The sequence below is a fragment of the Shewanella sp. SM20 genome (assembly GCF_025654545.1).
In the GTDB taxonomy this organism is placed as follows: domain Bacteria; phylum Pseudomonadota; class Gammaproteobacteria; order Enterobacterales; family Shewanellaceae; genus Shewanella; species Shewanella oncorhynchi.
Genome location: NZ_JAKKRK010000027.1, coordinates 32,605 through 56,352, shown reverse-complemented (window position 1 = coordinate 56,352; position 23,748 = coordinate 32,605). Strand labels below are relative to the sequence as shown.

Genomic DNA, 23,748 nt, shown 5'->3' with positions numbered 1-23,748 from the left:
CTAAAAGGAAAAGTTGTGATTGCGTTAATTCAAAGAGTGAGTCGCGCCAGTGTAGTGGTTGATAACCAAACCCTAGGTGAAATCAATAAAGGCTTGTTGGTTCTGCTCGGTGTCGAGCAAGAAGATACCCGCGAGAAGATGGAAAAATTGGCGACTAAAGTCATGAATTATCGCGTTTTTTCCGATGAAAATGGCAAGATGAATCTCAATCTAGAACAAGTCGGTGGGTCTTTATTAGTAGTGTCACAATTTACCTTAGCCGCTGATACAGGCCGAGGCTTGAGGCCGAGTTTTTCAGGGGCGGGTACGCCGGATCAAGCCTTAGGCTTGTATGAAGAGTTTGTCGCATTCTGCCGCGCTAAGGGCGTTCACACAGAAACCGGACAGTTCGGCGCCGATATGCAAGTGTCCTTAGTCAATGATGGCCCTGTGACCTTTAATCTGCAGGTGTAGCTTCTATCGTGATGTTTATCTAGGGGTCTAGGTGATGGGATGCTAGACATAATCAATGTCGCTTGTACCAAAAGGGAGTATCAAGGGAAATGCACATGGATCAATTACTCATTAAATTACGCCAGACTTGGCACAGTACGATCCCCGTTAGCGAGTTTATGCAGATAGTGCCACTCGATTACAGCGAGGGAGAATTTCGAGTCACAGCGCCGATGACGCCCAATATTAATCTGCATCAGACCATGTTTGCGGGCAGCATTTATACCTTGATGACCTTAACGGGCTGGGGTGCAGTGTGGCTAAATCAACAGTTGGTGGGCGTGGCGGGTGATATTGTGCTCGCCGATGCCCATATTCGTTATCTTGCTCCTGTGACTTGTGAGCCTGTGGTAAAAGTGCAATGGCCAGATATGGATCTCAGCCCGTTACAAAGGGGGCGTAGAGTTAAGGTGAAGCTGGAAGTGCAATTGTATTGTATGGATTCACTGTGTGCGGTTTTTGAAGGCCTGTATGTTAGTACGTCGAAAGCATGAATGCGTCGAAAACAACTTAGTGTATCTGTACGTCGAAGATGACGTATAACCTTTCTAAAAAATCGAAGCTAATCTCAGATTTTATCCGCTTTATTTCTTTTTTATGGGCTAATACACTAGCGTCATAGAGTTGAGATATTCCATCTGACTCTGAGTCATTTACCTATTTTCGGAGCAGATTATGTCTAAAGTCTTAATTTTAAAATCAAGCATTCTTGGCGGTTATTCACAATCTGCCGTGTTAATTGATCACTTAGCGAGCCACTGGGAAACCCAAGGCGCCGCTATTACAGTGCGTGATTTAGGCGGTAAAGACGTACTGCCTATGGTAGACGGTGAAATCGCTTCTGGGTTACGCGGTGGTGCAGAATTATCGACACGTCAGCAAGAAATGCTCGCCTTATCAGATACCTTAGTCGCTGAATTAAAAGCGAACGATACGATTGTTATCGCTGCACCTATGTACAACTTTACGATTCCGGTTCAACTTAAAAACTGGATCGATTTTGTCGCCCGTGCCGGTGTGACTTTTACTTATACTGAAACGGGTCCAAAAGGATTAGTGGAAGGTAAACGCGCCGTGTTGGTGACGACCCGTGGCGGCGCTCACAAAGATGGCCCAACGGATCATGTTGTACCTTACTTGAAAACGGTTTTAGGCTTTATGGGTATCACCAATGTTGAAGTGGTTTACGCCGAAGCACTGAATATGGGCCCTGAAGCACACGATAAAGGCATGGGCGAAGCGAAACATAGCATAGATCAGCTGAAAGCTTAATTGTTCCGTTGATTAGCTGAGTCATTTGATTTAGCTGAATAAATAATGCCAGCCCTTAATAGGCTGGCATTTTTGTATGTGCATTTCAGCTAAGCACGCTTGGCTTAAGTGGCTAGGTTTGAGCGGTTAGACTCGAGTGGCTAGTTTTAAGTGGCACGCTTAGCTGTTTATTCGCAAAGGCTGCAGCCATTGGCGAGGGTGCTAGTCTCAACATAACGCACTTTAGTGCAGGCTTGGTCGCGAGTACGACTGATGCTAAAGCGTGCAGGGCGTTCAGTTTCAAGCGGCTTTTCAGCAGGGTTAACCTGTGTGGCTTCAAGCTGTAACGCTTTGGCATAATTCGTTTTATGCATACATCACCTCGCAGATATTTAAGTCATCACAATGTACAGACTGGCCTGATTAGCGCCGCACAACCAAGGCTTAAATTAGCTCGGCTGGCAGCAGACTAAATCTTTAAGCGAACCGCCATTCATCACGCAACTAAAACCATTGGCCTTGAGGATATCGCAGCCTTTCTGCGCTCGAATACCCGCGCCACAGTAGAGCACGAAGGGATGTTGCTTATTGTCGACTTGGTGTAACCATTGATCGAGCGTTGGCAATGGCACATTAATGGCTTGGGGCAAGTGACCGGAGGCAAATTCCTCTGGTGAACGCACATCAATCACCCGTGCGCCTTGCTCAATCAATTGCCAACATTTTTCGCCTGAGTGGCTGCCGGATAACTTAGCCAGTAAAGATTGAAACATAGCATTGCCCCTACCATTAGAAAATTTTCAATAAGTTTATTCTAATGAATTGGCGAGTGCAAGCGCTGCAGATTATCGGTAGTAATGGTTTGGTCTTTGGCGTTGTTGGTACTCGAACCTCTGCATTACTGGCGTTAGATAAGCTGCTACAAGCTGTATTCACTGCCTCGTTGGTAGTGAATGATGTCGTGGAATACCACGGCTTGCTCGTTTAGATTGCGATAGCCATGGGGTTTGTCGGCCGCAAATCGTACCGCTTCACCTTGCTTGAGTGGTTGCCACTCACCATCGACTAGCACTTCCATAGTACCGCTCAAGACAATGACATGCTCAGTGACACCCGTTTCATGGGGCTCAGAAAGCCGCTCATAGTTTGGCAGCAGGGTCAGTTCAAACATCTCGAAACCGAAGCGCTCTTCAAAGGGGAAGAGTGAGGCGACTAGCATGCCGTCGGTGGCGGGTTGTTGGCGTAACTCGTCGGGCTTACGGAATACTGCGCCTTGGCTCTGGGGTGTGGGTTCGAGAAAGGTCGACAGCGAGATATTGAATCCACTGGCAATTTTCCACAGCGTCGCAATAGTTGGGCTTGATTCACCGCGCTCGATTTGTCCTATCATGGCCTTACTAACGCCCGTCTCTTGGGCGGCTTTATCTAAACTCCATCCCTTTTGGTTGCGAAGTGCTTTAAGCGTGGTGGCGAGATAGCTGTTTATCGTCTGCACAATGGCCCCATCATTTTTATGAAAATTTAGTTTGTACGTTATAACGCACAGGTGCTATCTTGTCCATCTCGTACGTTATAGCGCACAAAAGCTATCTTGTTCATTTTATAAGTTATAGCGCACAAAGTAATGGCGACATCAATTGCAGAGAAAGGGAGTGGATATGTGGCGAGATGCAGGGAGTTTATCAAAAATATCAGCGGGATTTATTGCGGTATTAGTGGGTTATAGCAGCTCGGCTGTGATCATCTTTCAAGCGGCGGAGGCTGTGGGGGCGACACCTGCACAGATCAGTTCATGGCTGTGGGCTTTAGGTGTGGGCATGGGCGTGACCAGCATAGGGTTATCGCTTTACTACAAGAATCCTATTCTAACGGCTTGGTCTACACCGGGCGCGGCGCTGATGGTGACTAGCCTAGCGGGGTTGAGCGTAAACCAAGCCATAGGCGCTTTTCTGGTGAGTTCGATTTTAATCACTCTTTGCGGGGTGGCGGGCTGGATGGATAAACTTATTCGTATCATGCCGCAGTCAGTCGCTTCAGCCATGTTGGCGGGGATTCTGCTGCAATTTGGCCTAGGGCTATTTCAGGCGATGCAAACCCAGCTGAGTCTAATTTTGATCATGTTGTTGGTGTTTGTCGTCGTTAAGCCTTTTGCGCCGCGTTACATCATCTTGCTGACCTTGTTGGTGGGTATAGGCATGAGTTTTCAATTAGATTTACTCAAGCTAGATGCCGTTCAGTTGCAACTGGCGATGCCGGTGTGGACTACACCTGAGTTTTCGTTGGCGAGTGTGATTGGCGTGGCGCTGCCGCTGTTTGTGGTGACTATGGCCTCGCAAAATATGCCGGGCGTTGCTGCGCTGCACGGTAATGGTTACAGGCCACCCATTTCACCTTTGATCACGACTACAGGATTCATCGGGGTTATCCTCGCGCCCTTTGGCGGTTTTGCTTTTAACTTATCCGCCATCACAGCGGCGATTTGTATGGGTAAAGAAGCTGACCCGAATCCCGCGACCCGTTACTGGGCGGCGGTGTGGGGCGGCGTATTTTACTTTATCACTGGGTTACTCGGTGCCACTGTGGTTGGTCTGTTTTCCGCTTTCCCGAAGGAATTAGTACTGGCCATCGCCGGATTAGCCCTGCTCGGCACTATCGCCAATAGCCTGACCGCCGCATTAGCTAAAACCGAAGATCGCGAAGTGGCAGTGATCACTTTTTTGGTCACGGCATCAGGTTTTAGTGTGCTGGGCATCGGCAGCGCATTTTGGGGGCTGTTGCTTGGGTTTATTATCCATTGGTGGAACGGGCACAGAACTGCATCAGTAGTTAAGCGAGCGAATACTTAACTGCAGCAAAGCGCCTTAGAGATGAATTTCAAAGACTAAGGCGCATGTTTTTTAGATTTTCTTTGTCATAAACACACTATTGGGATCGAGTTGATAGGTGTCGAAGGGGCCGCAGCTTTCGAAGCCAAATTTGGTGTAGAGCATTCGGGCGGGGTTAAAGAAGTCCATCGAACCTGTCTCTAGACTCAGGTGTTTAATGCCTGTGGCTTTAGCATCGTTAATTAAGTGCTGCAATATTTTAGACGCTATACCTTGCTGCTTATAGGGCGCGGCGGTGCGCATGGATTTGATCTCCGCGTGCTCGGTATCTAACCATTTTAGTGCACCGCAGCCCGCGAGATTATTACCATCCCACAGGGTCCAAAAACGAATATTGGGCTGGCGCAGGCGGTCAAGATCTAATGCGTGAACGCTTTCAGGCGGTGAGGTTGCCCGCATATCGTTGAGGTGTTCCTGCAGTAAAGCCGCAATCTCAGGCCCTTTAAGGTCATCTAAGGTTATTTTCATGGCTCTTATGGTGGATTTCATAGCAGATCGGGTGCTCCTATTATTTTGGCTTATCCATAATGGCGTCATCGCGCTTTGTCGTCTGTTTGCCAATGCGCCGTGGTGGATAAGCAAATGCTAGGCCACAAACTTTTTATCAAAGCAAAAATCAAAGTCGTGGGGTTTCACCCCACACCCGACCAAAAGGGGAAAAGCGCCTGTTCCCCTTTTGGATATCCCTCGGCGTCCCCAACGGAGTTGAAAGCCTCTTGGGCATTAAGCGTCCTTATGCTATCGCGTCAGACGCTCGTCCCTGATTCGACTGACGCTATCTCGGCATCCATGCCTCGATCACGCAACGAACGCTAATGCCCTGCGGCAACTCCGAGGGGATGGTGTACTCCTTTGGTTCAAGTGTTATTGGTAAATTTTTAAGGAATAAAAGTTATGCCTGTCGGATCTTTTCTTGATTTGAAATGGATGGCCAGATTTATTTACATAGATAGCCTGAATTCTTCAATTTTTGCTCCGATTAAATCTGCCGCACCGCCAGAAGATAAGAGCATATTTTCTACATCAGTATCATCAAGTACGAGGATCAATTTTTGATGCACCATCCACTGTTCTCGAATAGTGTGTAAACAACCTGCAAAATCACCTCCTTTTCTAGAAAAGATAATGCCAAACAGACCCGCCCCATGAGGTTTTAGATAATTCGCAATTTGAAGGACATCACTCTTCTTAACTTTTCTAGAGTAATTTTTGGCATCAATCACTACATAGTCTGCAGAGTATTTTTCGCGCAAAAATGACCAAAAACCATCAGTTGCATAATTTGGGACAATGAAATCCCTTCGATTTGACTTGGTAAAATCATTAACTTCTTGAATCGGCTTATCAAGTGGAGGACAAAATAGTTCTTCTATGATTTCACCAATGAGGCGCTGATATATGTAGCAATCTTTACGGCCCGGATTACATGACTTTAACTTGCTAAGCAAATCTTGACCTCTACTGCCTTCTTTTCCCCCAGTAATGGCAGTTAGAAGCATTTTAAAGTAGCTACTGTCTGCCTTTTGTATTCCCGCTTTAAAATTCTTAATGAGATAGTCTGCGTCCCACACTTCTATATCATTAGATTCTATGTTTTGCTTTATCTCGTTCGGTAATCTACCAGGTATGGCTAGGACCTTCTTACATTCACCTATTAGCTTGCCATATTCCAAAATCTGTTCGACTATTTTAGAGCTGTGACTTCTTGTAATTGCTTTATTGGATTTACACTCAATAAGAATCTTCGCGTTCCGACTATCTTCTATGAGAATGTCTGCTCTAGCTCTTTGTGACTCTCCAATTATCGCTTCCAGTTGGATTTTTTGATCTGGGCTTGTTTCCTTAATAACCTGATAAAGGAAGTTCACAAATTCAATTTCTTTTGGACCCATAGTCATATATCTATGACAATTCGGGCATAGCAGAAGGAAGTTCTCTTCCGTCATACTACCACCTTCATTAAAAGGGGTAATCGAAGCTAGCTCTAGAGGGATTTCCTCTCCAGAAATGGTGCACATTGCACATTGATTATTGTGCTTTGCAATTAGTTTTGCCCGCATTGCAACCGACGGAATCCTTCGCTTATTTAATTTCTGATCCATCATTTATTCTCTAATTCCACTTTTGTTCTAACATTTGTATCGTTCGCAAAATCTCACCACCGATCGCTTGACAGCATAAGTCGCAACCCACTGATTTAGAATTTGATTTCTACGATAGCAAAAATCATTCTGGGTAGAAAGTGCGCATGATTTAAGATCGTTCTATGTTACGTACTATTTATAAAAAATTGAATTTTATTGAGAATTAACTAAGCTGTTCACCATTGATTATGTTAGCTATCAGCTATAACTACTTATTTTTTTACAGTGTTACTGTGACACTAGTCATATAAACCAACAGATGGCACTAATGCTCGAAAGGCAAACCATGGTGATTGGCGAGACGACCGTCCGCCCCATGGACGGGGCGGTCGAGCATCCAAGGATGGACTGGCTGCGGGTCGTCGAGCCAGTACCATGGTTGGCCTCACTCTGAGCAATATCTATGTTTAACTGCCTCTTCGCCTTCGGTAACTCTCGTTTATCAACTTAGAGCCTCTAGGTTCTTTCACAGTGTAGTGAGTGATTACCATGGCAAGCCTGTATAGGCGAATATAAAAATGGCCGAGGATAAGCTCGGCCATGATTTGTTCGATTAAGCGTAAAACGGGTAGGTTTAGTAGTATTTCTTCAAATAACTCTCGGCGTAGTTTTTGAGTTTTTTGTTTGAGCTCGTGGTTGCCATATTTTCAATCACATCGCGGTAAGCGGTATTCCCTGAACTAGCTAGCGCTTTTGCCATGTTGGCATAGGTATCGATGGCGAGTTTGTCATTGGCCATTAAGCGTGGTGTTTTCAATTCGTTACTGAGTACGGCTAGGATAAAATCATCGTACTGGCGGTCATCCATGATGCGTTTAGCTGCGAGACGCATTAATTCTAAATCATTGCTGCGTAGGGCATTGGCAAAGGCATTATTTTGCTGACTTTGATCGGCAGTATATTGGTTTTTATCCGCAAGAATCGCATTCCATTTTTTATATATCGTTATGTTTTCTAAAGCTTGACCTGCGTATTTTTTGAGTTTTTTAGGATAATCACCATTAACAATCTTGTTGATGGTTTCGCTGTACCTATCATTGCCTGAATAAGCTAAGCCTTTGACTAACCAAGCACTGTAGTCAATGGCATTTTTTTCAGTGGCTTGGGGCAAAGATGCGAGTAGCTTTGCTTCGAGCGCATCAAAAATGACAGGATCGGATAAACCAGCGATGGTGAGTGATTCAATGGCTTCTTTTTGCTTGAATTGGTTATCACCCTTAAAGATTTCTTGATAGGTTTCAACCGTATATTCCTGAGCCAATAAAGGCGAGCTTAATAAACTGATGCTAAGCAGCATAGCTGCAAAGAGTGGTTTCATGGTGATGTCCTTATGGGTTTTTTATATGTTGTTATTGGGTCCAGCGTTTAAAAATCAGCGAGGTATTAATGCCGCCAAAGGCGAAATTATTACTCATCACATAATCTGTGTCGATTGGGCGCAGTTCGTTGCGGATATAGTCCAAATCGGCACATTGTGGGTCGATACTTTCAAGATTAAGTGTCGGCGCAAACCAGCCCGCATTCATCATCTCAATACTCACCCAAGCCTCTAACGCGCCGCATGCTCCTAAGGTGTGGCCCGTGTAGCTTTTAAGGGATGAAATCGGCATACCAGCACCAAAAACTGCATGGGTCGCGTGGCTTTCGGCGATGTCACCGCGATCCGTTGCCGTGCCGTGGGCGTTCACATAACCTATGGCGCTAGGCTCAAGCTGTGCGTCTTTGAGCGCCAACCTGATGGCGATTTCCATGGTCTGCGCGTTTGGTTGGGTGACGTGTTGGCCATCTGAATTCGTGCCAAAACCGACTAACTCAGCGTAAATCTTGGCACCGCGCGCCTTGGCGTGTTCGAGCTCTTCGAGTACCAGCGTACAAGCACCTTCGCCAATCACGAGGCCATCACGGCTCGCATCGAAGGGGCGTGGCGTGAGTTCGGGAGTGCTGTTTTTAGTGCTGGTGGCAAATAAGGTATCGAACACGACAGCCTCTGTGGGGCAGAGTTCTTCACCGCCGCCCGCCAACATTAAGGTTTGATGACCGTATTTGATGGCTTCATAGGCGTAACCTATGCCTTGGCTCCCCGAGGTACAGGCGCTGCTAGTGGTGTGAATTCGGCCTTTTAAGCCGAAAAATACCCCCACATTCACCGCTGTGGTGTGTGCCATCATGCGGATATAACTCGTGGCGGTGACGCCCGACATATCACCGGTTTTCAACATATCGCCAAAGGCGATGATGGCATCGGTACTGCCAGTGGACGAGCCATAGGCGATACCCATTTCACCCGAGGACACGATAGGATCGTCCAACAATCCCGCATCGATTAATGCAAGTTCACTGGCGCGGGTCGCCATGATGGAAACCCGACCCATAGAACGAATTTTCTTACGCGAATAATGGCTTGGCACTTCAAAGTCGCTAATGGGCGCAGCTAAGCGGGTATTGAGGCCATCGTATTTATCCCAGTCACCCATAGTAACGACACAGTTTTTCTGCGCCTTAAGGCTCGCCGCTATCGCCTCCCAATCATGGCCTAGGGCGGTAATGCCGCCAATGCCAGTGACGACCACTCGTTTCCCTAAGCGGGTTTGATTTGTCGCTTCGCTCATTTAGATCATGCCTCCATTGACCGATATCACTTGGCGAGTGATATAGGCGGCATCGCCAGACATTAAAAATGCGGCTAAGGCGGCGATTTCACTGGGTTTGCCCATGCGGCGCATCGGCACTAATTGTTCGACCATATCCTTAGGAATATCGGCCACCATGTCGGTTTCAATCAAGCCGGGGGCGATACAGTTGACGGTGATTTTGCGTTTTGCCAGTTCTAATGACAATGCCTTAGTCGCGCCGATAATACCCGCTTTTGAGGCGCTGTAATTGACTTGGCCACGGTTGCCCGTAATCCCAGAAACTGAGGCTAAGGTGATGATGCGCCCGCCCTTGCGGCCTTGTACCATAGGCATCACACAGGGATGGATGACATTATAAAAGCCGTCTAAGTTAGTGTGGATGACGCTGTCCCACTCGCTTTCTGTCATAGCAGGAAAGGCGGTATCGCGGTTGATACCAGCATTGAGGATCACGCCATAATAGGCACCATTGGCCTCGATGTCGGTTTCAATGGCGGCTCTGACGCTGGCGCGGTCGGCGACATCAAATTTCAGCAGGCTCACATTCACCCCAAGCGCGCGGATTTGCGCGGCAGTGTCATCGGCAGCCGCTTGGTTACTGTGGTAATGCAGGGCGATATCGAAACCCGTCGCGGCGAGTTTTAGGGCGATGGCTTTACCAATGCCGCGGCTCGAACCGGTAACTAATACTCTGTTATTCATCTTTTTTCTCCACCCCATTTTATCGTTATGTGTCGGTATGGGGTTTCATGTATTTATGGTAAAAAGGTTGCTTGTTAAGGCGCTTTAAGGCTTTTTTATCTACATTATTGCTTTAGTGCCCAAGGCTTCTATTTGCCGCGTCTTGATTGCCTGCAAGGTAGGCTTGTGTGTCCTGAGGCTGGAACACATTCACATTGGCTTGGGCCACTAAGCTCTTTTCTAGCTCAGTGCCGGCTTCGGGCAGCAGATAAATTTGGCAATCGAATACCGCTAATCCCGATTCCTCTTGATAGAGGCGGCTGACTTGGGTGCGATAGGTGCGCCCGAGCTCATATTGCTTGGCATACAAGGTTAATTTGCGCGATCCCAATAGAAAGCCCACGCGGATTTTATCATTGCGAAGCTTTGCCTCAACCCCAGCAAGGGCGGCAATACTTTGGGCCATATATTCGATACCCACATAATTGGGTACGGCTTGATATTTATCATCGAAATAAGGGCTTTGCGCCGTGATAGTGACTTCGGTCTCTAGGTTATCACGCCGATAGCCAATGATTTTATCGAGCAAAATCATCGGTGCCCTATGGGGAATAAAATCGGCAATATCCTGTTCGGCAAAGGGTTGGTTAATCTTAAGTAACTGCATGGTACTAGGCCTCGTTACGGCAGAAAATCAGGCTGGCATTACTGCCGCCAAAGGCGAAGGAATTGCTCATCACATAATTAAGCGCGCCCTTAGCGGCGACTTGATGGCGCTCGACTAAGGCAATGGACGGATCCTGTGGATCGACTTGTCCGTCCCATTGGTGGGGCGGCAGGGCTTTGCCGTGATTATGTGCTGAAAGTAATAAATAACAGAAGGCGGCTTCAATGGCGCCAGCGGCACCTAAGGTATGGCCGACTAAGGGCTTGGTCGAGCTACAAGGGGGCGTGTTCACGCCAAACACCTCAACCACGGCGCGGCTTTCCATCGCATCATTTTTAGGCGTGGCTGTACCGTGTAAATTTATGTAACCAATGTCTTTTGTTGCAATGTGTGCATCTTGCAACGCCGCTTGCATGGCTTTGATCGCGCCTGCGCCTTCGGGGTGTGGCGCCGACATATGGTGCGCATCGCTCGACTCGCCAATACCCGCTAGCATGACCTCTGACTCGCCCAAAGTGAGGGTGAATAACGCCGCGCCTTCGCCGATATTGATGCCATCACGGTTGATACTAAAAGGATTGCAGTGGCCTTTCGAGACAGACTCTAAGGCGTGAAAACCATTGACTGTGAGTTGGCATAAACTGTCGACACCGCCGACAATCACCATATCGCAGAGGTTAGCCTTTAATAGGCGTTTGGCACTGGCAAACACTTTGGCGCTGGATGAGCAGGCGGTTGAAATTGTGTAGCAAGGGCCATCTAGCTCAAAATATTGGCGTAAAAAGTCGCTGGTGCTGCCGAGCTCTTGCTGGAAATAGTGGTAATCCGCGGGAAAGTATCCGTGTTGATTGCGGTAGCTCAGCGCGGCTTCACCTTTTGAAATCCCTGAAGTGCTTGTGCCTAGCACAACACCAATACGGGCATGACCAAAATCCCGTTTCGCTTGTTCAACTGTGGTCGCAATTTGCAGTGCGGCGCACAGCAGTAATTGGTTGTTACGGCAATCGAACTGAATGAGTTTTTCGGGAATGGTTGGTAGCGCTGTCGTCACGGGGGCAACTAAGGTTGGGTGCTCGAACAGGAGAGTGTCACTGCGCAGCATCGCACTGGTATCACCGGCGATCAGGCGGTCTAAAACTTGCTGGGGATCTTGCCCTAGCGGGGTACACAATCCAATCTGTGTAATAGCTACTCTGTTCATCATTGTGTGTCTTTTTACCATGGCACAGTTAAGTGCGGATGCTAACAGATTAAATAGGTTCGATTTCTAGCTCAAACTTAGCTTGTGGCATAGTTAAGCTGATGTGGGCTTGCCAAAGAGCATCGCCGATATTTTGTTGATAACGGATTTGCACCACATGGGTTTGCTGGCCGCTTTTACTGATCAAGGTGTCTTGACTATAGATCTGGCGACAGAGGATTGTATTCTCTCGGGTGCCTATAAGCGTATCGCCCTGATTTCCCCCAACCGTATCGCAAAGGCCTGTGACTAAATGACCACCTTCTAAATGGGCGCGAATACTCTGCTCAGGCCAATAGATCAGTTGCATCATCGCCATTAAATACTCAGCTTTAAAACTGTCCCCTAGCAGCATGCTTTGTTCACTGCTGAGTGTATTACCATCATAAACTAAGGTAAACAAAGCCTGTCCGAGTGGCGCTAAGCCAACGAGCGTCATGCGCTCATTCTCTAACTCTAATTGAGTGAGCAGCTCGTGGGATTTATCACCCACTTTAATGCTGACCTTTTGGCTAAAGGACTGGGGTGAGGATACGCCCGTTTTGCTCTCGGTTTGCGGGCTGCTAATGTCGGCAGGTTTGGCCGTCGGCTTAGTCAGAGGCTTATCGGCTGCGGGGGCAAAATCATGGGGCAGTGGCGCCAAGCAATAACGCATGTCTTTAGCGAGGCCGACACAGGTTTGCCTGAACAGCAGTTCGCTACATCCCGTCAGCCCTAGACTGATGATCAGTAGCGCGGGGAACACTCGCCATTTCGCGTCAAAGTTAAGCGACATGCGGTTACGCCTCTGCAAATTCAGGAATGGCAACTTGGTTTTGGCACAATTCGACCACCATGTTCAGGCGGCGCTCCGAGTCTTTAACGAAGGGATTATTGAGGTCCCAAGCGTAGCCCGCCAGAATCGAGCAAATCATTTGCTTGATGCGTGGATTCGGTTCTTCATAGAAGATCACATCCTGAAAGCGGCCATCATACCAAGCTTGCACATAGGTGCGGAAGGTATTCACCCCCTGCATTAAAGGCGCTGAGTAATCGGCTTGCCAGTCAACCGTTTCACCATTGAGTTGTTTAGTCACACATTTTGCTGCCATCGATGCCGATTGCATGGCGATAGTGACGCCGGAGGAAAATACCGGATCAAGGAACTCGCCGGCATTACCCAGTAGGGCGAACTTGTCGGTCGCAAGCCGTGACACATTGGCTGAATAACCCTTGAGTGTGGCGCATTCTTGCACCACCTTAGCGTTTGCCAGTAGGGCTTTTAGTCCTGGTTCTTCATTGACTATGTTCATCAATTGTTGCTCAAGCGAACCTTGTAAACGCGCAAGTAATTGCGGTTCGGCAACCACGCCGAGTGAGCAACGGCCATTGCTAAAGGGAATGAGCCAATACCAAATGTCTTTATGCTCAGGGTGGACACTGATTAAAATCTTATTTCGATCAAAGTGAGGATCGCTGATGTTGTCTTCCACATGGGTAAAGATGGCGCTGCGCTGTGGTAGGCAAGATGGACTTTCTAAGTCGAGCAAGCGTGGCAACACACGGCCAAAACCACTGGCATCAAGCACATATTGGGCGCTGATTTGATAAAGCTCGCCCTGTTCATTGCGCACCATTAAGCATGGATTCTCGGTTAAATCTATCGCCTCGACGGTTTCGCCATAGCGGATGTCGACCCCTTGGCTTTGGGCGGTATCGGCTAACAGTTTATCAAAACTGGCGCGCTGCACTTGGAATGTGGTGCCCAGCCCTGGGGTAAATTTATCGGTAAAATCGAAGGTAGTGTAAGTGCCATTGCGACGAAAGGCGGCGCCATTTTTATGCTGGAATCCAGCGGCATTGAGTGCGTCTAACATGCCGGCTTCTTCGATGAATTGCATGCAGCAGGGCAGTAAACTTTCACCGATGGAAAAACGGGGGAAATGTTGTTTTTCTAACACCAGCACGCGCTTGCCTTGTTGGTGTAGCAAGCTGGCGGCAATGGCGCCTGAAGGTCCTGCGCCGATAATAGCCACATTGACGGCAAGTGAATTTGGCATAGCTGATAAATCGTGAGCGGGTGTAGTCATGTAAAGTACGTTCCTTGTCGTTATCAGGACTTTTTAGTCGTTAAAATCAGTGGCGAAAGTAAAAAGGTTAAACCTATACCTAGTGACAGGGTTAAACCAAAATAATGAATCGCTTGGGTCTGGCTAAAGGCGAGTAAACCAAAGGCTAATAGGGTCGAGCAGGCGGACATAAATACCGCCATCATCACTGCCTTGCCGTGGTTTTGAGCAGAGGCAAAGAACAAGCTGTAGTCTATCCCAATCCCGAAAACTAAAATGAGCGCGAGTGCATGGAACAGACTCAGCGGCGAGCCTGTTAAGCCTAAGGTTGCAAGCGTTAGCAAGGCCGCAAGGGCTGGAACGGCAACCACAACCGTGGCTTTTTTAATGCCAAAATTCAGGCTAAACAACAAGAGTGCGATACCAAGTGCTAGCGCTAACAGCTTTAGGGTTAACAGTCGGTAATGGCCCATGACGGCGGAGATATCCGCGACTTTATCGATAAGTTGTACGCTTTGATCATTGGCAAAGCGCGCCTTGATCGCGTAGATCTGTTTAATGCCGCCAAGCAAGACAATTGCACCATACTCAGCGCTCGCCCCATCATTTAGAACGTCATAGTCGGTGGCCTTGCCATTTGGTGCTAGCCACAGCGGTGCGAGTTGCTTGCCTGCCTCTTGCGTAAAGAAATCTGCTGGACTGATATATTGCTCTTTAGCTGCTAAGTAGCTTGCTTGCAGCTCTGGCTTTAAGTTCTCATCCAACCCAAGGCTTGTGAGCACAGTATCTATCTGAGTTTGATAGATTTCACCCTGTAAGCGATAAGCCGTGTCTTGCCTTTGATGGCTGGGAAGATATCGGCTGAGGCTGACGTAGTTGCCTAACTCTTGATTCGCAATAGCGGCATCGAGTAGTGGCGACACTCGCTCAAGCTGTTGTAGTAGTGCTTCTTCATTCGCGGCGCGTACCAGTAAGAATTGATTATCTGTGCCGCCGCTGAGTAGCTGCCTGAGCTTATTTTCAGGTTCAGTCACGCTCGCGGGGCTTTGCTGTAAATGGCGAATATCGTCATCGACGGTTAACTTGGTTACGCCAACCAGACACCACATTACTATCACTAAAGCAAACATGCCCATGCCTAACGGCGTGGTCAATCTGTTGGATAACTGAGTGAGGTTGGCAAGGTACTTCCCCGCTAACGCTAATGGGCGGGAGCCCGATGGCAAACGACTTCCCGCTAACAGTGGGTAGGCGAGAATGAGGGTGAGATAGGCCCCGAGCAGTCCCGCGGCGCAGAAAATCGCCACTTGCTGCATCCCAGGAAACGGCGCTAAACCTATGCCCACATAAGCTAAGGCACTGGTGATAAAGGCAAGCGTCACCGTTGGGAATATATACGCGACCGTCGCCTTTGCGTTGCGTTCGGTATCGCTTAAGCGCTCGCAGTAAAAATGAAAGCTGTAGTCGATGGCAATGCCAATCAAACTAGTACCAAACACTAAGGTGAGTAAATGCAGCTCGCCAAACACGCTTAAGGTAAAAGTTACGGCCAGCAACAGCCCGCTGGAAATGGTAACGATTGCCAAAAGTAGCGGCATCACAGAACGAAACGCCAGCCAGACTAAAGCTATTACCCCAAGTAAGGATGCAAGACCAAGAATCGAGATTTCACTCTTAGCCGTTTGTGTCGCCGCAATCGCGTGAAACAGGGCGCCAGCCTTAAGCACGGTAATATCGGGATAGTTTTTTTCAACGGCATCCAAAGTTACTGTTAATGCCGTCATCTGCGCTAATTGCGCATTGGGATTAAAAGCACTTTCTTGGCCCTTTGCCATAACAACCGCGGCAACATTATCGCCTTGATTAGCCAGCAGAATACCTTGGCTGGCTCTGACTTTTGAACTCGGCGCGAGGGCGAGTAAATTGGCGGGGAATAACAGCAGCGGATCTTGGGCAAGCAAGTTGCTATTGGCGTAACTAAAGGCGTTGTAAAGCTGTGCGGTGGCCGCTTCAATCAGATTTCCAATGTCTTTCGTTGCTAACGCCTCAGCTTGTGGCACTGTCAGTAATTTAAATCTGTGGGGGAAATAGTATTGCCCCAAGGTTTCACCGAGCTGCATATTGGCGCTGCGAATATCTGTAAGTGCAGCATTTTTGCCAGTAGAAACAAGGTCAGTTTCAAGCTTTTGCATCAACAGCTTAGCCGCAGCGATTGCCGTGGTTTCATCCTTGGCGACGAGCGCAATATAGACTTGATCGGCGAGCGTCGCTTCAACTTGGTTAAGGGCGCGTTCTGTGAGTTTGTCCTGCTGTAAATGGGGCAGCATGGCGAGAATATCGCTCTGCACCCTTGCGCCGTTTTGCCAAAGTTGCAACGTCCATAGACTAGCAGACAGCATCAATAGCAACCAAATGGCGAGGCGCCATTTAGGGGATGATTGTATTAGCGCTTGATTGGCGCGCGCGGTGAAATTGGCGGCCATGGTTAAGGTTTATTCGCCTCTATCGCCACAGCATACTGCGTCAATTCGGTTTCGCTGAGTTTACCTTGGGAAAGCGCACTAAAGTCGATGCGGGTCATATCCTGTGGGCTCACACTCGGCGCTGCGCTCAGCAGCACTAAGGATTGCAAGGTATCGCCACCCTCTAACACCATATTGGCGATGGCTTTTTTCATTAAGGGATCTTTGGGCGTTAGGCCTAATTGCCATTGGCCGTCTGTGTTCAAGCTTTCTGTTATGAGGAAGTGCAGTTCAAAGTTTTCACTTAAACCGGAAATATCACCGCCGAGCATAGCGCGCACTAGGCTGGGTAATAAATCGCCCATAGCGGCGGTGCTCGCCGAGGCATCGGCCTTGCTGACTTGGACTCGACCTTGGCTATCGCGCTGAATAAGCTGCTTATCTTTTAAAATCAGCAGGGATTCGAAGGGCTTTATCTGCTGCCATATCAGCCCTTGGGTCTGATCGAAGATAAACTGACCTTGGCTGATTAACGGCTTTTTGAGCACCTTCAACTGCCGAGATTGCACAAAGTTGCCACGAACCGTTTCGCCCAAGTTAAGCTTTTGGCTTAAGGCGACAAGCTGCGCGGTATCCGCATTTTGGCTAAAGAGCGCTTGATAAACACCGGGCTCAGCTAAGGTTTCTGCTTTGAGTGGCAGGGTTATCAAAGTACAAGCCAAGCCGCAAGCAAGGCAGAGGAGTAATGCACACTTCGCCAGCACAGGATTCTTCGTCAACGCAGAGCTCTTGGCTAGTACTGAGTTCATTAGTCTTCAACCTTAGCGAGCAGGGTGGCGATTTTGTCACGGAACACCTCTGGGGTGACAAAACACAATTCTTGGGTGCACATATCGACCGCCGCTTGAATGGTATAACCCTTAGTGATGCGCGCACCCGTTTCAACGTCGCGGATTTGATAATTGATTTTTAAGCGGTTTTCCCACTCGACTAACTCGGCGCGGACTGTGATTTTTTGCTCGAAGGTGCTGGCTTTGACGTATTTAATCTGCAAATCGATAATTGGCCACGCATAGTTAGATGCTTGCATTTGGCGGTAGTTGTAGCCCAACTCATCGAGCAGTTTGCAGCGAGCAATCTCGAAATAACGCAGGTAATTACCATGCCAAGTGATCCCCATGGAATCCACATCGTGGAAGGGGATTTGCATTTCCATATCGATAGTGATCAATGATTTCATCGGCACACTTCCCATTCACCCGCTTGGATTTTAGCTATGGTTTGGCGCAGCACGGCTTCAAGCGGTCGGTCTTCGATTAAGGTCTCAAAATCACCGCGCACTTGGGCGAGTGTTTTCGCTAATGAAGGGGTGAGCGAGGCTTCGTCCAGTTCATTCTGTGCGATACGCAGGCCAATACCTTGGGTCATGGCAAGTAATGCAGCCGCTGCGACTTGTTCGGTCAATTGCAGCACGCGCATACAGTCGCGGGCGGCAATAGTGCCCATGCTCACCTTGTCTTGGTTGTGGCATTCGGTCGAGCGCGAGAACACGCTGGCTGGCATAGTGTGCTTGAGCGCTTCTGCTGTCCACGCCGATACCCCAATTTGCACCGCTTTAAAGCCATGATTAATCGCGCGGCGCAGGCCGGTTGAGCCGGATAAGTTAGCGGGTAAGCCATTATTAAACTTAGGGTCCATTACCAGTGCCATTTGGCGATCGATAAGGTCTGCTAAGTTAGCCACAGTATTTTTCAGCGAATCCATCGCAAAGGCGATATGGCCGCCGTAAAAATGGCCACCGTGGAGAATATGCTCGCCTTCGCCGTCGACAATCGGGTTGTCGTTGGCGCTGTTGACTTCGGTTTCGATAAACTGACGCATAAACGGCAGGGCATCCTGCAACACGCCGATAATGTGCGGTGCGCAGCGGATGGAATATCTGTCCTGCAGACGATCAGAATTACGTGGATGTTCGTGGTGATTTAAATCTTCACGGATCCAAGTGGCGATTTGGTTTTGGCCCGGATGCGGTTTGGCGGCAAATAAGATTTCATCAAAATGGTTCGAGTTGCCTTTTAGCGTTAACGAGGCCATGGCGGTAATGCGACTACTCAAGCGAGCAAGATATTGTGCGCGATCAAAGGCTAAGCAGGCTAAAGCTGTCATCACAGCCGTGCCGTTCATCAGGGCTAAGCCTTCTTTTGGACGCAGGATATGTGGGATGATGTTGAGCTTAGCGTACACAGCTTGAGTCGCTTGGCGCTCACCTTGGTAAATCACTTCGCGCTCACCGACTAATACAGCGGCTAAATACGACAACGGCGTTAAATCCCCGCTGGCGCCGACCGAACCTTCCTCTGGGATCACTGGCACTATGTTGAGATTGAGCAAGGTTTCGATGCGCTTTAATAGCTCATAGGTCACGCCAGATTTGCCAATGGCTAAGGAATTTAAACGGCAAGCCATCACAGCGCGTGCCTGCATTATGCTTAAGGTCTCGCCTAGACCGCAGCCGTGGAAGCGGGTTAAATGCAGCGGTAATTCGTGGACCAGATCTAAGCTCACATTGACTGTGCAAGAGTCGCCATAACCTGTGGTTACGCCATAGACCACGCCTTCTTCGTGCAGCAGGCTATCGATAAAGCGCGCACCTTTTTGGATATATTCTTGATAATCCGCATCATCACAGAGCTTGACTGGCGCGCCTTTGGCGATGGCAACCACTTGTTCTAAGGTGATAAATTGACGGCCGAACTCAACAGTTTTTAAGTCTGATTGATTCTTTGAGTCGGCGGCTTGGGTGTGGCTCATGAATGACTTGTCCTGTCTGTCTTATGATCCTGCTCTGGGATCTGCGATGATGCTGATTCTGTTGTTACAGCATCGGCTTGTACTGAATTGGCTGATGCGCGTTCTAACTCGCTGTCTTTACGCCAGAAATCGAAGAAGTTAAACCATTGCAAAGGCTCGCGTCTGGCAAAGTATTCTAAACGTTCGCTGTAGCGGTTCACGGCCTGCTGTAATCTGTCCATTCTGCCCGCCCTTGGGCCTTTAAGTGTTTCGGCGAAGTGCTCTAAATGCACCCGATAACGACCTTGTTCCCGCAGACAAAACATTAAAAAAACAGGGCAATCGAGTAAACCTGCCAAAATAAACGGCCCTTGGGGAAACGCTGCGTCTTGCCCCATAAACGGCGCGTACATGACGCGACCTTGGGTATTCGGCGAGGTTCTATCGCCCGCGATCACCACCAGTTCACCGTCTTCTATCTTTTGTTGCAACAGCATAGACGTCGCGGGGTTAAGCTCGGTCACTTGAATAAGATTAAGCGTGCTATCTGGATTTAACTGTTTGAGTACCTTATTGAAATTTTCCGCATGGCTCGTTAACACCATGACATTCACTTTGACTTTGCGCTGGTGGATTGAAATGGCGCGGCAAAGTTCTAAATTGCCAAGGTGAGACACCAATAACACGGCGCCTTTACCGCTTTCGAGTTGGTCGGCCAGCACTTGGCGATCGGGGAAATCCACTTGGCTCAATTGGATGCGATCGCACCAGGCATCGATTCTATCGAGTGCGGCATTGCCAAAGGCTAAAAAGTGATTCAGGCTATCGCGCCAGCCTATGGGCTGATTGAGCTTAGGATGTTGCGGCTCAAGTACTTGTACGCGGCGCAGGAAGTCTAACGAGGCGTTACGGGTGACTTTGCCCGTGAGAAAGAAATAGCAAATCACAGGATACATAATGGCGCGGCACAACCAATGGCCGCCAATACGATAGCTCTCGGCTAACAGTTTGATGCCCCAGTAACTGCCGCGCTCCTTCATGCCCGACCAATGGGTGGCTGAAGTTGATGATGTTGCTGAAGTCGATTGTGTTGCTGACGAGCAATGGGAGTTTTGCGCGGCTTGTTGCTGTGATTTACGCTTCAATAGCCAAGGCAGGCGTTTGAGCATGCCGAAAAATAACTTGGTATGCAGTTTAGTGATGCGCACATTGTCGGCCACACCTTGAAAGTGACTAACACCACCTTCGGGATAAATCACCTTAGTCGGCTGGAATAAAATTTCCATCCCTTGCCAGTAGAGTTTTACGAGGATTTCAATATCAAAATCCATTCGCTCCGTTAAGGCTTGCTGGCGCAGTAATCGCTCAGTAGCGGCCAGCGGATAAACGCGAAAGCCACACATAGAATCTTGAATATCAAAGCTTAAGGTTTCGACCCACACCCAAAAATGGGTGATATAACGGCCATAGAGCCTGCCCTTAGGCACGGATTCATCGTACTCGGGTTTGCCTGAAATCAGTTCATCGGGTTTAGCCTGCGCCCTTGCTACCATAGCTGGAATATCGGCTAGATTGTGTTGACCATCGGCATCGACCTGCAGTGCATGACTAAAGCCATCGCGGTAGGCTCGGCGTAGGCCCGTCATCACAGCAGCGCCTTTACCACGGTTGTAAGGATGCAGCAGCAAAGTCACCCAAGGATAGGTTTGGGCTAAGGATTGCAGTAGATAACGGGTTTCGTCATTGCTGCCATCATCAATCAAATAACAGGGCAGATTAAATTGGGCGAGTTCGGCCAAGGTCTGGGCAATTGCGGCACTGTGATTGTAATTGGGGATCACTAAGGCGAGCTTGATGGGCGCCGACTTTACTAAGTCGCTGGGAGGTGTTAGCACTGGCTCGCCCCATCGCTGCTGTTGGTATCAGAAGGCTTGCAGTTAACTGGCGAGATATCGAAGGCGATACGACCTGACGCGTAGCGGTTTTCACCATCGCTATAGGCGAAGGTGAGTTTTCCCTTAGCTGCATTGTTGCTAATGCTTAAGGTGACTTCTTGCCCCGGCAGTATGAGTTGCTGAAACTTAAGCACTTCTAAGTTGGCTACGGCTTCGCAATAGCCGAAATATTGGCAGCCTAAACGCACCGCCCAATCTAATTGCGTCACGCCTGGCAGTACGGCTTGCTCGGGAAAATGTCCCTTAAAAGATTCAAGGTCGGCCGCCACTAACAGACGTAATTCAATGTTATCCATGCCGATATTGGAATGCAGGATCGGCGGTAAACTCGATTTAATCATGATCAAATAACTCGACTAACTGGGCAGTGACACGCTTACCCTGAGTGTTCAGCGGCAAAATATCGGGATAACGCCAGCGGCGTGGCAGGGTGACTCGCTCAAATTGTGTCAGTAAATGTGCTTTTAACGCATTGTTGATACTGAGTTTTCCCTGCTCTTGATGCACGCTGCGGCCAAGTGCGGAGAGGGTCACTACCGCGCCCAGTTGGGATTTAAACTGCGGCAATACGACAAGTACGGCTTGCTCAACATAGGCGTGACTGCAGAGCAGCGTTTCCATTTGTGCCAGTGATAGGCGTTTCTCTTCAATCTTAACGATGCGATCGAGTCGGCCCTTGAGTCTAAACTGGCCATTTTCGGTTGGTTCGATTTTATCTTCGCAGCGCAACCATTCATCGTCGGCCAAATAGGGTGATTTAAGTAGCAAGGCTCCGTCGTTAGGATCTTGATCTATCGATATTCTGTCAAACACTTGCCAAGGTTCATCGGCCTCATGCTGACGGCGATAGGCGATGCCGCCCGTTTCTGTGCTACCAAAAATTTCGATGGGCAGATGGCCATAGCATTGGCTGATCCCCTGAGCCGCCGCAAAACTTAAGGGCCCGCCAGAGCTAAACACTAAGCTAGGTGAGCGCAGCTGCCGCTCGTGCTCTAAGGCCTTAGGTAAACGCGATAACTGGGCTGGGCTACTGATCAAACATAGGTTTGGCAGTAAGGCTGTGTAATAGCTTAAGGTTTCTGGGTATTCAATCTGCTCACTTAAAAACGGCCGACTGGCGGCGAGTGGCCACAAAATTTTGAATAACAGGCCATAGATATGCTGGTGGGAAACCGTTGAAACCACACTGCAATGGGGTAAATGTTCGGCAAAGGTATGTTCGAGCACTGAGACTTCAACGTCTAATTGCTGAAGTGTTTTACGGATCGCCTTAGGTTCGCCACTGCTGCCGGAGGTAAATAGCACAAGTTCACCGATAGCCTCGCTCGCCGGCCAAGGCTTGCTCGGCAGGCTCAGCTCTTTTCTCAGTAGAATAAAGGCCTGACTTTCACACAATGGCTTGTCCGACAATATGCCTTCAAACTGGTGGGTTAACTCGCTCAGCGTGCCCGTTTGGGTGTTGGCTGGTAAGATAATTTCCTTGCCTGCTAACAGCGCCGCACATAAACCGACAGCAAACAGATCGCTGGTATCACTCGCGAGCAGCCATTTTTTCTCTGGCGCGGCCAGCAGTTGCTCATAAAAATACGCCACCTGATTGGTAAATAATGCACCTGTGACTATGTCGTGGTGATTAAAGCTGATCAGTTGTTGGGCAAAGGGCCCTTGGGTTAACCAGTTTTTGAGTAGCTGTGTCATGTTTTCTTCAACCAAAAGCTGCGATATAACCACTCCCCACCGAGGAGCAGTCCCATGAGTACGTATGCAATCAAACCGTTATACAAGGTCCAGGTTGCTAAGCTAGTAAAGCCAGCGGTGTAAGCCGCCATAGTGCCATTGAAGATAAATAAGCCGCACCAAAGTAGAGTGACTTTTTTAAGATACCCAGTGGCTTCATCCGGTAAATCGGGTTCTTTCAAACGGGCTAAACGTTCGATCATGCTAGGGCCAGTGTGCAGTGAATAACTGAACAGCGCCAGCATAGTGAGATTTATCACTACTGGGTAATACAGCAGCCAATCACTGCGCTTGGCAAGATAACTGCCTGCCGTGAGCATAATCCCCACCAATAGTGGTAAAACTAATGTCTTAACCTTTTGCTTTTGTAGCATTAGCCGCATTATCAGCAATAAACACAGCACGAGCGCTATGGTGCCAGCAGGTAAGTAATTGAGCCCTAAATACACGGCAACGGGGTAGGCCAGCAAAGTTAGGGCGGTTAAGACCTGTAGCAAGGCTCGCATTAGGTTTTAACTAAACCTTCGATAGCATTAATCACATCATTGATTGTGCGAACTGATTTAAATTCATCGGGTTGGATCTTTTTACCTGTCAGTTGCTGCAGTTTTATCACTAAGTCGACTGCATCAATGCTGTCGAGATCGAGCTCTTCATACAGGTTAGCCTCAGGCGTAATCGCCTCGGCATCAATTTCGAATTCGTCCACTAAAATAGTGGTCAGCATAGCGAGGATTTGTTCACGATTTTGCATATTCCTCTC

Annotated in this window: 25 protein-coding genes; 4 read left to right on the top strand and 21 right to left on the bottom strand. The window is 48.6% G+C overall.

Annotation, left to right across the window (positions count from 1 at the left end; all coding sequences use genetic code 11):
* Nucleotides 1-15 precede the first annotated feature (15 nt).
* From dtd to azoR, 3 genes are all read left to right on the top strand, one after another.
* A complete protein-coding gene (gene dtd, locus L5M18_RS12805) occupies nucleotides 16-453 on the top strand; it encodes a D-aminoacyl-tRNA deacylase (RefSeq protein ID WP_263197195.1) in 438 nt (145 codons plus the stop codon).
* Nucleotides 454-548: 95 nt separating this feature from the next.
* Nucleotides 549-986 carry a thioesterase domain-containing protein gene (locus L5M18_RS12800; RefSeq protein WP_263197194.1) on the top strand — a complete coding sequence of 146 codons (438 nt, stop codon included), beginning with the start codon at nucleotides 549-551 and terminating at the stop codon, nucleotides 984-986.
* Between the two features lie 181 nt (nucleotides 987-1,167).
* The gene (gene azoR / locus L5M18_RS12795; protein ID WP_263197193.1) at nucleotides 1,168-1,764 is read left to right on the top strand and encodes an FMN-dependent NADH-azoreductase; all 597 of its coding nucleotides are present in this window, start codon (nucleotides 1,168-1,170) and stop codon (nucleotides 1,762-1,764) included.
* Nucleotides 1,765-1,931: 167 nt separating this feature from the next.
* Here the strand turns inward: azoR and L5M18_RS12790 are convergent, their stop codons facing one another.
* From L5M18_RS12790 to L5M18_RS12780, 3 genes are all read right to left on the bottom strand, one after another.
* Nucleotides 1,932-2,117, bottom strand: a complete 186-nt coding sequence (locus L5M18_RS12790; RefSeq protein ID WP_263197192.1) for a hypothetical protein — start codon at nucleotides 2,115-2,117, stop codon at nucleotides 1,932-1,934.
* Between the two features lie 75 nt (nucleotides 2,118-2,192).
* Nucleotides 2,193-2,516, bottom strand: a complete 324-nt coding sequence (locus L5M18_RS12785; protein ID WP_263197191.1) for a rhodanese-like domain-containing protein — start codon at nucleotides 2,514-2,516, stop codon at nucleotides 2,193-2,195.
* Nucleotides 2,517-2,662: 146 nt separating this feature from the next.
* Nucleotides 2,663-3,238 carry a helix-turn-helix domain-containing protein gene (locus tag L5M18_RS12780; protein ID WP_263197190.1) on the bottom strand — a complete coding sequence of 192 codons (576 nt, stop codon included), beginning with the start codon at nucleotides 3,236-3,238 and terminating at the stop codon, nucleotides 2,663-2,665.
* 163 nt (nucleotides 3,239-3,401) lie between these two features.
* Between L5M18_RS12780 and L5M18_RS12775 the strand changes: the two genes are divergently transcribed.
* Entirely contained in the window at nucleotides 3,402-4,589 is a 1,188-nt protein-coding gene (locus tag L5M18_RS12775; protein WP_263179394.1) for a benzoate/H(+) symporter BenE family transporter, read from the top strand.
* Between the two features lie 51 nt (nucleotides 4,590-4,640).
* Here the strand turns inward: L5M18_RS12775 and L5M18_RS12770 are convergent, their stop codons facing one another.
* The 18 genes from L5M18_RS12770 to L5M18_RS12685 all read right to left on the bottom strand — a co-directional run bounded on the left by L5M18_RS12770 (nucleotide 4,641) and on the right by L5M18_RS12685 (nucleotide 23,739).
* Nucleotides 4,641-5,117: a GNAT family N-acetyltransferase gene (locus L5M18_RS12770; protein WP_173497429.1), complete on the bottom strand. Its 477-nt coding sequence runs from the start codon at nucleotides 5,115-5,117 to the stop codon at nucleotides 4,641-4,643.
* 452 nt (nucleotides 5,118-5,569) lie between these two features.
* Nucleotides 5,570-6,733: an HNH endonuclease gene (locus L5M18_RS12765; RefSeq protein ID WP_011787678.1), complete on the bottom strand. Its 1,164-nt coding sequence runs from the start codon at nucleotides 6,731-6,733 to the stop codon at nucleotides 5,570-5,572.
* Between the two features lie 613 nt (nucleotides 6,734-7,346).
* Complete coding sequence (locus tag L5M18_RS12760) at nucleotides 7,347-8,090, bottom strand: hypothetical protein (RefSeq protein ID WP_263197189.1); 744 nt, start codon at nucleotides 8,088-8,090, stop codon at nucleotides 7,347-7,349.
* A gap of 31 nt (nucleotides 8,091-8,121) precedes the next feature.
* Complete coding sequence (locus L5M18_RS12755) at nucleotides 8,122-9,381, bottom strand: beta-ketoacyl-ACP synthase (RefSeq protein WP_263197188.1); 1,260 nt, start codon at nucleotides 9,379-9,381, stop codon at nucleotides 8,122-8,124.
* The gene (locus L5M18_RS12750) at nucleotides 9,382-10,107 is read right to left on the bottom strand and encodes a 3-ketoacyl-ACP reductase FabG2 (RefSeq protein WP_263197187.1); all 726 of its coding nucleotides are present in this window, start codon (nucleotides 10,105-10,107) and stop codon (nucleotides 9,382-9,384) included.
* 112 nt (nucleotides 10,108-10,219) lie between these two features.
* Nucleotides 10,220-10,753: a hotdog family protein gene (locus tag L5M18_RS12745; RefSeq protein ID WP_263197186.1), complete on the bottom strand. Its 534-nt coding sequence runs from the start codon at nucleotides 10,751-10,753 to the stop codon at nucleotides 10,220-10,222.
* A gap of 4 nt (nucleotides 10,754-10,757) precedes the next feature.
* Nucleotides 10,758-11,957, bottom strand: coding sequence for a beta-ketoacyl-[acyl-carrier-protein] synthase family protein (locus tag L5M18_RS12740; RefSeq protein WP_263197184.1), 1,200 nt, complete (start codon nucleotides 11,955-11,957; stop codon nucleotides 10,758-10,760).
* 46 nt (nucleotides 11,958-12,003) lie between these two features.
* Entirely contained in the window at nucleotides 12,004-12,768 is a 765-nt protein-coding gene (locus L5M18_RS12735) for a DUF3261 domain-containing protein (RefSeq protein ID WP_263197183.1), read from the bottom strand.
* A 4-nt stretch (nucleotides 12,769-12,772) separates the two neighbouring features.
* Nucleotides 12,773-14,062: an NAD(P)/FAD-dependent oxidoreductase gene (locus L5M18_RS12730; protein ID WP_263197181.1), complete on the bottom strand. Its 1,290-nt coding sequence runs from the start codon at nucleotides 14,060-14,062 to the stop codon at nucleotides 12,773-12,775.
* A 23-nt stretch (nucleotides 14,063-14,085) separates the two neighbouring features.
* Nucleotides 14,086-16,524, bottom strand: a complete 2,439-nt coding sequence (locus tag L5M18_RS12725; protein WP_263197179.1) for an MMPL family transporter — start codon at nucleotides 16,522-16,524, stop codon at nucleotides 14,086-14,088.
* A 2-nt stretch (nucleotides 16,525-16,526) separates the two neighbouring features.
* Nucleotides 16,527-17,312 (bottom strand): LolA family protein, encoded by a 786-nt coding sequence (locus L5M18_RS12720; RefSeq protein ID WP_263197177.1) that lies wholly within the window; start codon nucleotides 17,310-17,312, stop codon nucleotides 16,527-16,529.
* Nucleotides 17,312-17,743 (bottom strand): acyl-CoA thioesterase, encoded by a 432-nt coding sequence (locus tag L5M18_RS12715; RefSeq protein WP_263197175.1) that lies wholly within the window; start codon nucleotides 17,741-17,743, stop codon nucleotides 17,312-17,314. Before L5M18_RS12715 ends, L5M18_RS12720 begins: the two co-directional genes overlap by 1 nt.
* Entirely contained in the window at nucleotides 17,740-19,314 is a 1,575-nt protein-coding gene (gene hutH, locus L5M18_RS12710) for a histidine ammonia-lyase (protein ID WP_263197173.1), read from the bottom strand. Before hutH ends, L5M18_RS12715 begins: the two co-directional genes overlap by 4 nt.
* A complete protein-coding gene (locus L5M18_RS12705; protein ID WP_263197172.1) occupies nucleotides 19,311-21,188 on the bottom strand; it encodes a glycosyltransferase family 2 protein in 1,878 nt (625 codons plus the stop codon). Before L5M18_RS12705 ends, hutH begins: the two co-directional genes overlap by 4 nt.
* Entirely contained in the window at nucleotides 21,182-21,589 is a 408-nt protein-coding gene (locus tag L5M18_RS12700) for a thioester dehydrase (RefSeq protein ID WP_263197171.1), read from the bottom strand. The genes L5M18_RS12705 and L5M18_RS12700 overlap by 7 nt, the downstream gene beginning before the upstream one ends.
* Nucleotides 21,582-22,946: an AMP-binding protein gene (locus L5M18_RS12695; RefSeq protein WP_263197169.1), complete on the bottom strand. Its 1,365-nt coding sequence runs from the start codon at nucleotides 22,944-22,946 to the stop codon at nucleotides 21,582-21,584. Before L5M18_RS12695 ends, L5M18_RS12700 begins: the two co-directional genes overlap by 8 nt.
* Entirely contained in the window at nucleotides 22,943-23,491 is a 549-nt protein-coding gene (locus tag L5M18_RS12690; protein WP_219251361.1) for a hypothetical protein, read from the bottom strand. Before L5M18_RS12690 ends, L5M18_RS12695 begins: the two co-directional genes overlap by 4 nt.
* A complete protein-coding gene (locus L5M18_RS12685) occupies nucleotides 23,491-23,739 on the bottom strand; it encodes an acyl carrier protein (RefSeq protein WP_011787696.1) in 249 nt (82 codons plus the stop codon). The genes L5M18_RS12690 and L5M18_RS12685 overlap by 1 nt, the downstream gene beginning before the upstream one ends.
* Nucleotides 23,740-23,748: the final 9 nt, after the last annotated feature.

Coding starts and splice junctions, on each gene's coding strand:
- L5M18_RS12745 (WP_263197186.1), bottom strand. CDS start 10,753: ATGCAGTTACTTAAGATTAACCAACCCTTTGCCGAACAGGATATTGCC.
- azoR (WP_263197193.1), top strand. CDS start 1,168: ATGTCTAAAGTCTTAATTTTAAAATCAAGCATTCTTGGCGGTTATTCA.
- L5M18_RS12785 (WP_263197191.1), bottom strand. CDS start 2,516: ATGTTTCAATCTTTACTGGCTAAGTTATCCGGCAGCCACTCAGGCGAA.
- L5M18_RS12760 (WP_263197189.1), bottom strand. CDS start 8,090: ATGAAACCACTCTTTGCAGCTATGCTGCTTAGCATCAGTTTATTAAGC.
- L5M18_RS12725 (WP_263197179.1), bottom strand. CDS start 16,524: ATGGCCGCCAATTTCACCGCGCGCGCCAATCAAGCGCTAATACAATCA.
- L5M18_RS12750 (WP_263197187.1), bottom strand. CDS start 10,107: ATGAATAACAGAGTATTAGTTACCGGTTCGAGCCGCGGCATTGGTAAA.
- L5M18_RS12685 (WP_011787696.1), bottom strand. CDS start 23,739: ATGCAAAATCGTGAACAAATCCTCGCTATGCTGACCACTATTTTAGTG.
- L5M18_RS12800 (WP_263197194.1), top strand. CDS start 549: ATGGATCAATTACTCATTAAATTACGCCAGACTTGGCACAGTACGATC.
- L5M18_RS12735 (WP_263197183.1), bottom strand. CDS start 12,768: ATGTCGCTTAACTTTGACGCGAAATGGCGAGTGTTCCCCGCGCTACTG.
- L5M18_RS12765 (WP_011787678.1), bottom strand. CDS start 6,733: ATGATGGATCAGAAATTAAATAAGCGAAGGATTCCGTCGGTTGCAATG.
- L5M18_RS12770 (WP_173497429.1), bottom strand. CDS start 5,117: ATGAAATCCACCATAAGAGCCATGAAAATAACCTTAGATGACCTTAAA.
- hutH (WP_263197173.1), bottom strand. CDS start 19,314: ATGAGCCACACCCAAGCCGCCGACTCAAAGAATCAATCAGACTTAAAA.
- L5M18_RS12755 (WP_263197188.1), bottom strand. CDS start 9,381: ATGAGCGAAGCGACAAATCAAACCCGCTTAGGGAAACGAGTGGTCGTC.
- L5M18_RS12700 (WP_263197171.1), bottom strand. CDS start 21,589: ATGATTAAATCGAGTTTACCGCCGATCCTGCATTCCAATATCGGCATG.
- L5M18_RS12715 (WP_263197175.1), bottom strand. CDS start 17,743: ATGAAATCATTGATCACTATCGATATGGAAATGCAAATCCCCTTCCAC.
- L5M18_RS12775 (WP_263179394.1), top strand. CDS start 3,402: ATGTGGCGAGATGCAGGGAGTTTATCAAAAATATCAGCGGGATTTATT.
- L5M18_RS12740 (WP_263197184.1), bottom strand. CDS start 11,957: ATGATGAACAGAGTAGCTATTACACAGATTGGATTGTGTACCCCGCTA.
- L5M18_RS12730 (WP_263197181.1), bottom strand. CDS start 14,062: ATGACTACACCCGCTCACGATTTATCAGCTATGCCAAATTCACTTGCC.
- L5M18_RS12695 (WP_263197169.1), bottom strand. CDS start 22,946: ATGACACAGCTACTCAAAAACTGGTTAACCCAAGGGCCCTTTGCCCAA.
- L5M18_RS12790 (WP_263197192.1), bottom strand. CDS start 2,117: ATGCATAAAACGAATTATGCCAAAGCGTTACAGCTTGAAGCCACACAG.
- L5M18_RS12690 (WP_219251361.1), bottom strand. CDS start 23,491: ATGCGAGCCTTGCTACAGGTCTTAACCGCCCTAACTTTGCTGGCCTAC.
- L5M18_RS12720 (WP_263197177.1), bottom strand. CDS start 17,312: ATGAACTCAGTACTAGCCAAGAGCTCTGCGTTGACGAAGAATCCTGTG.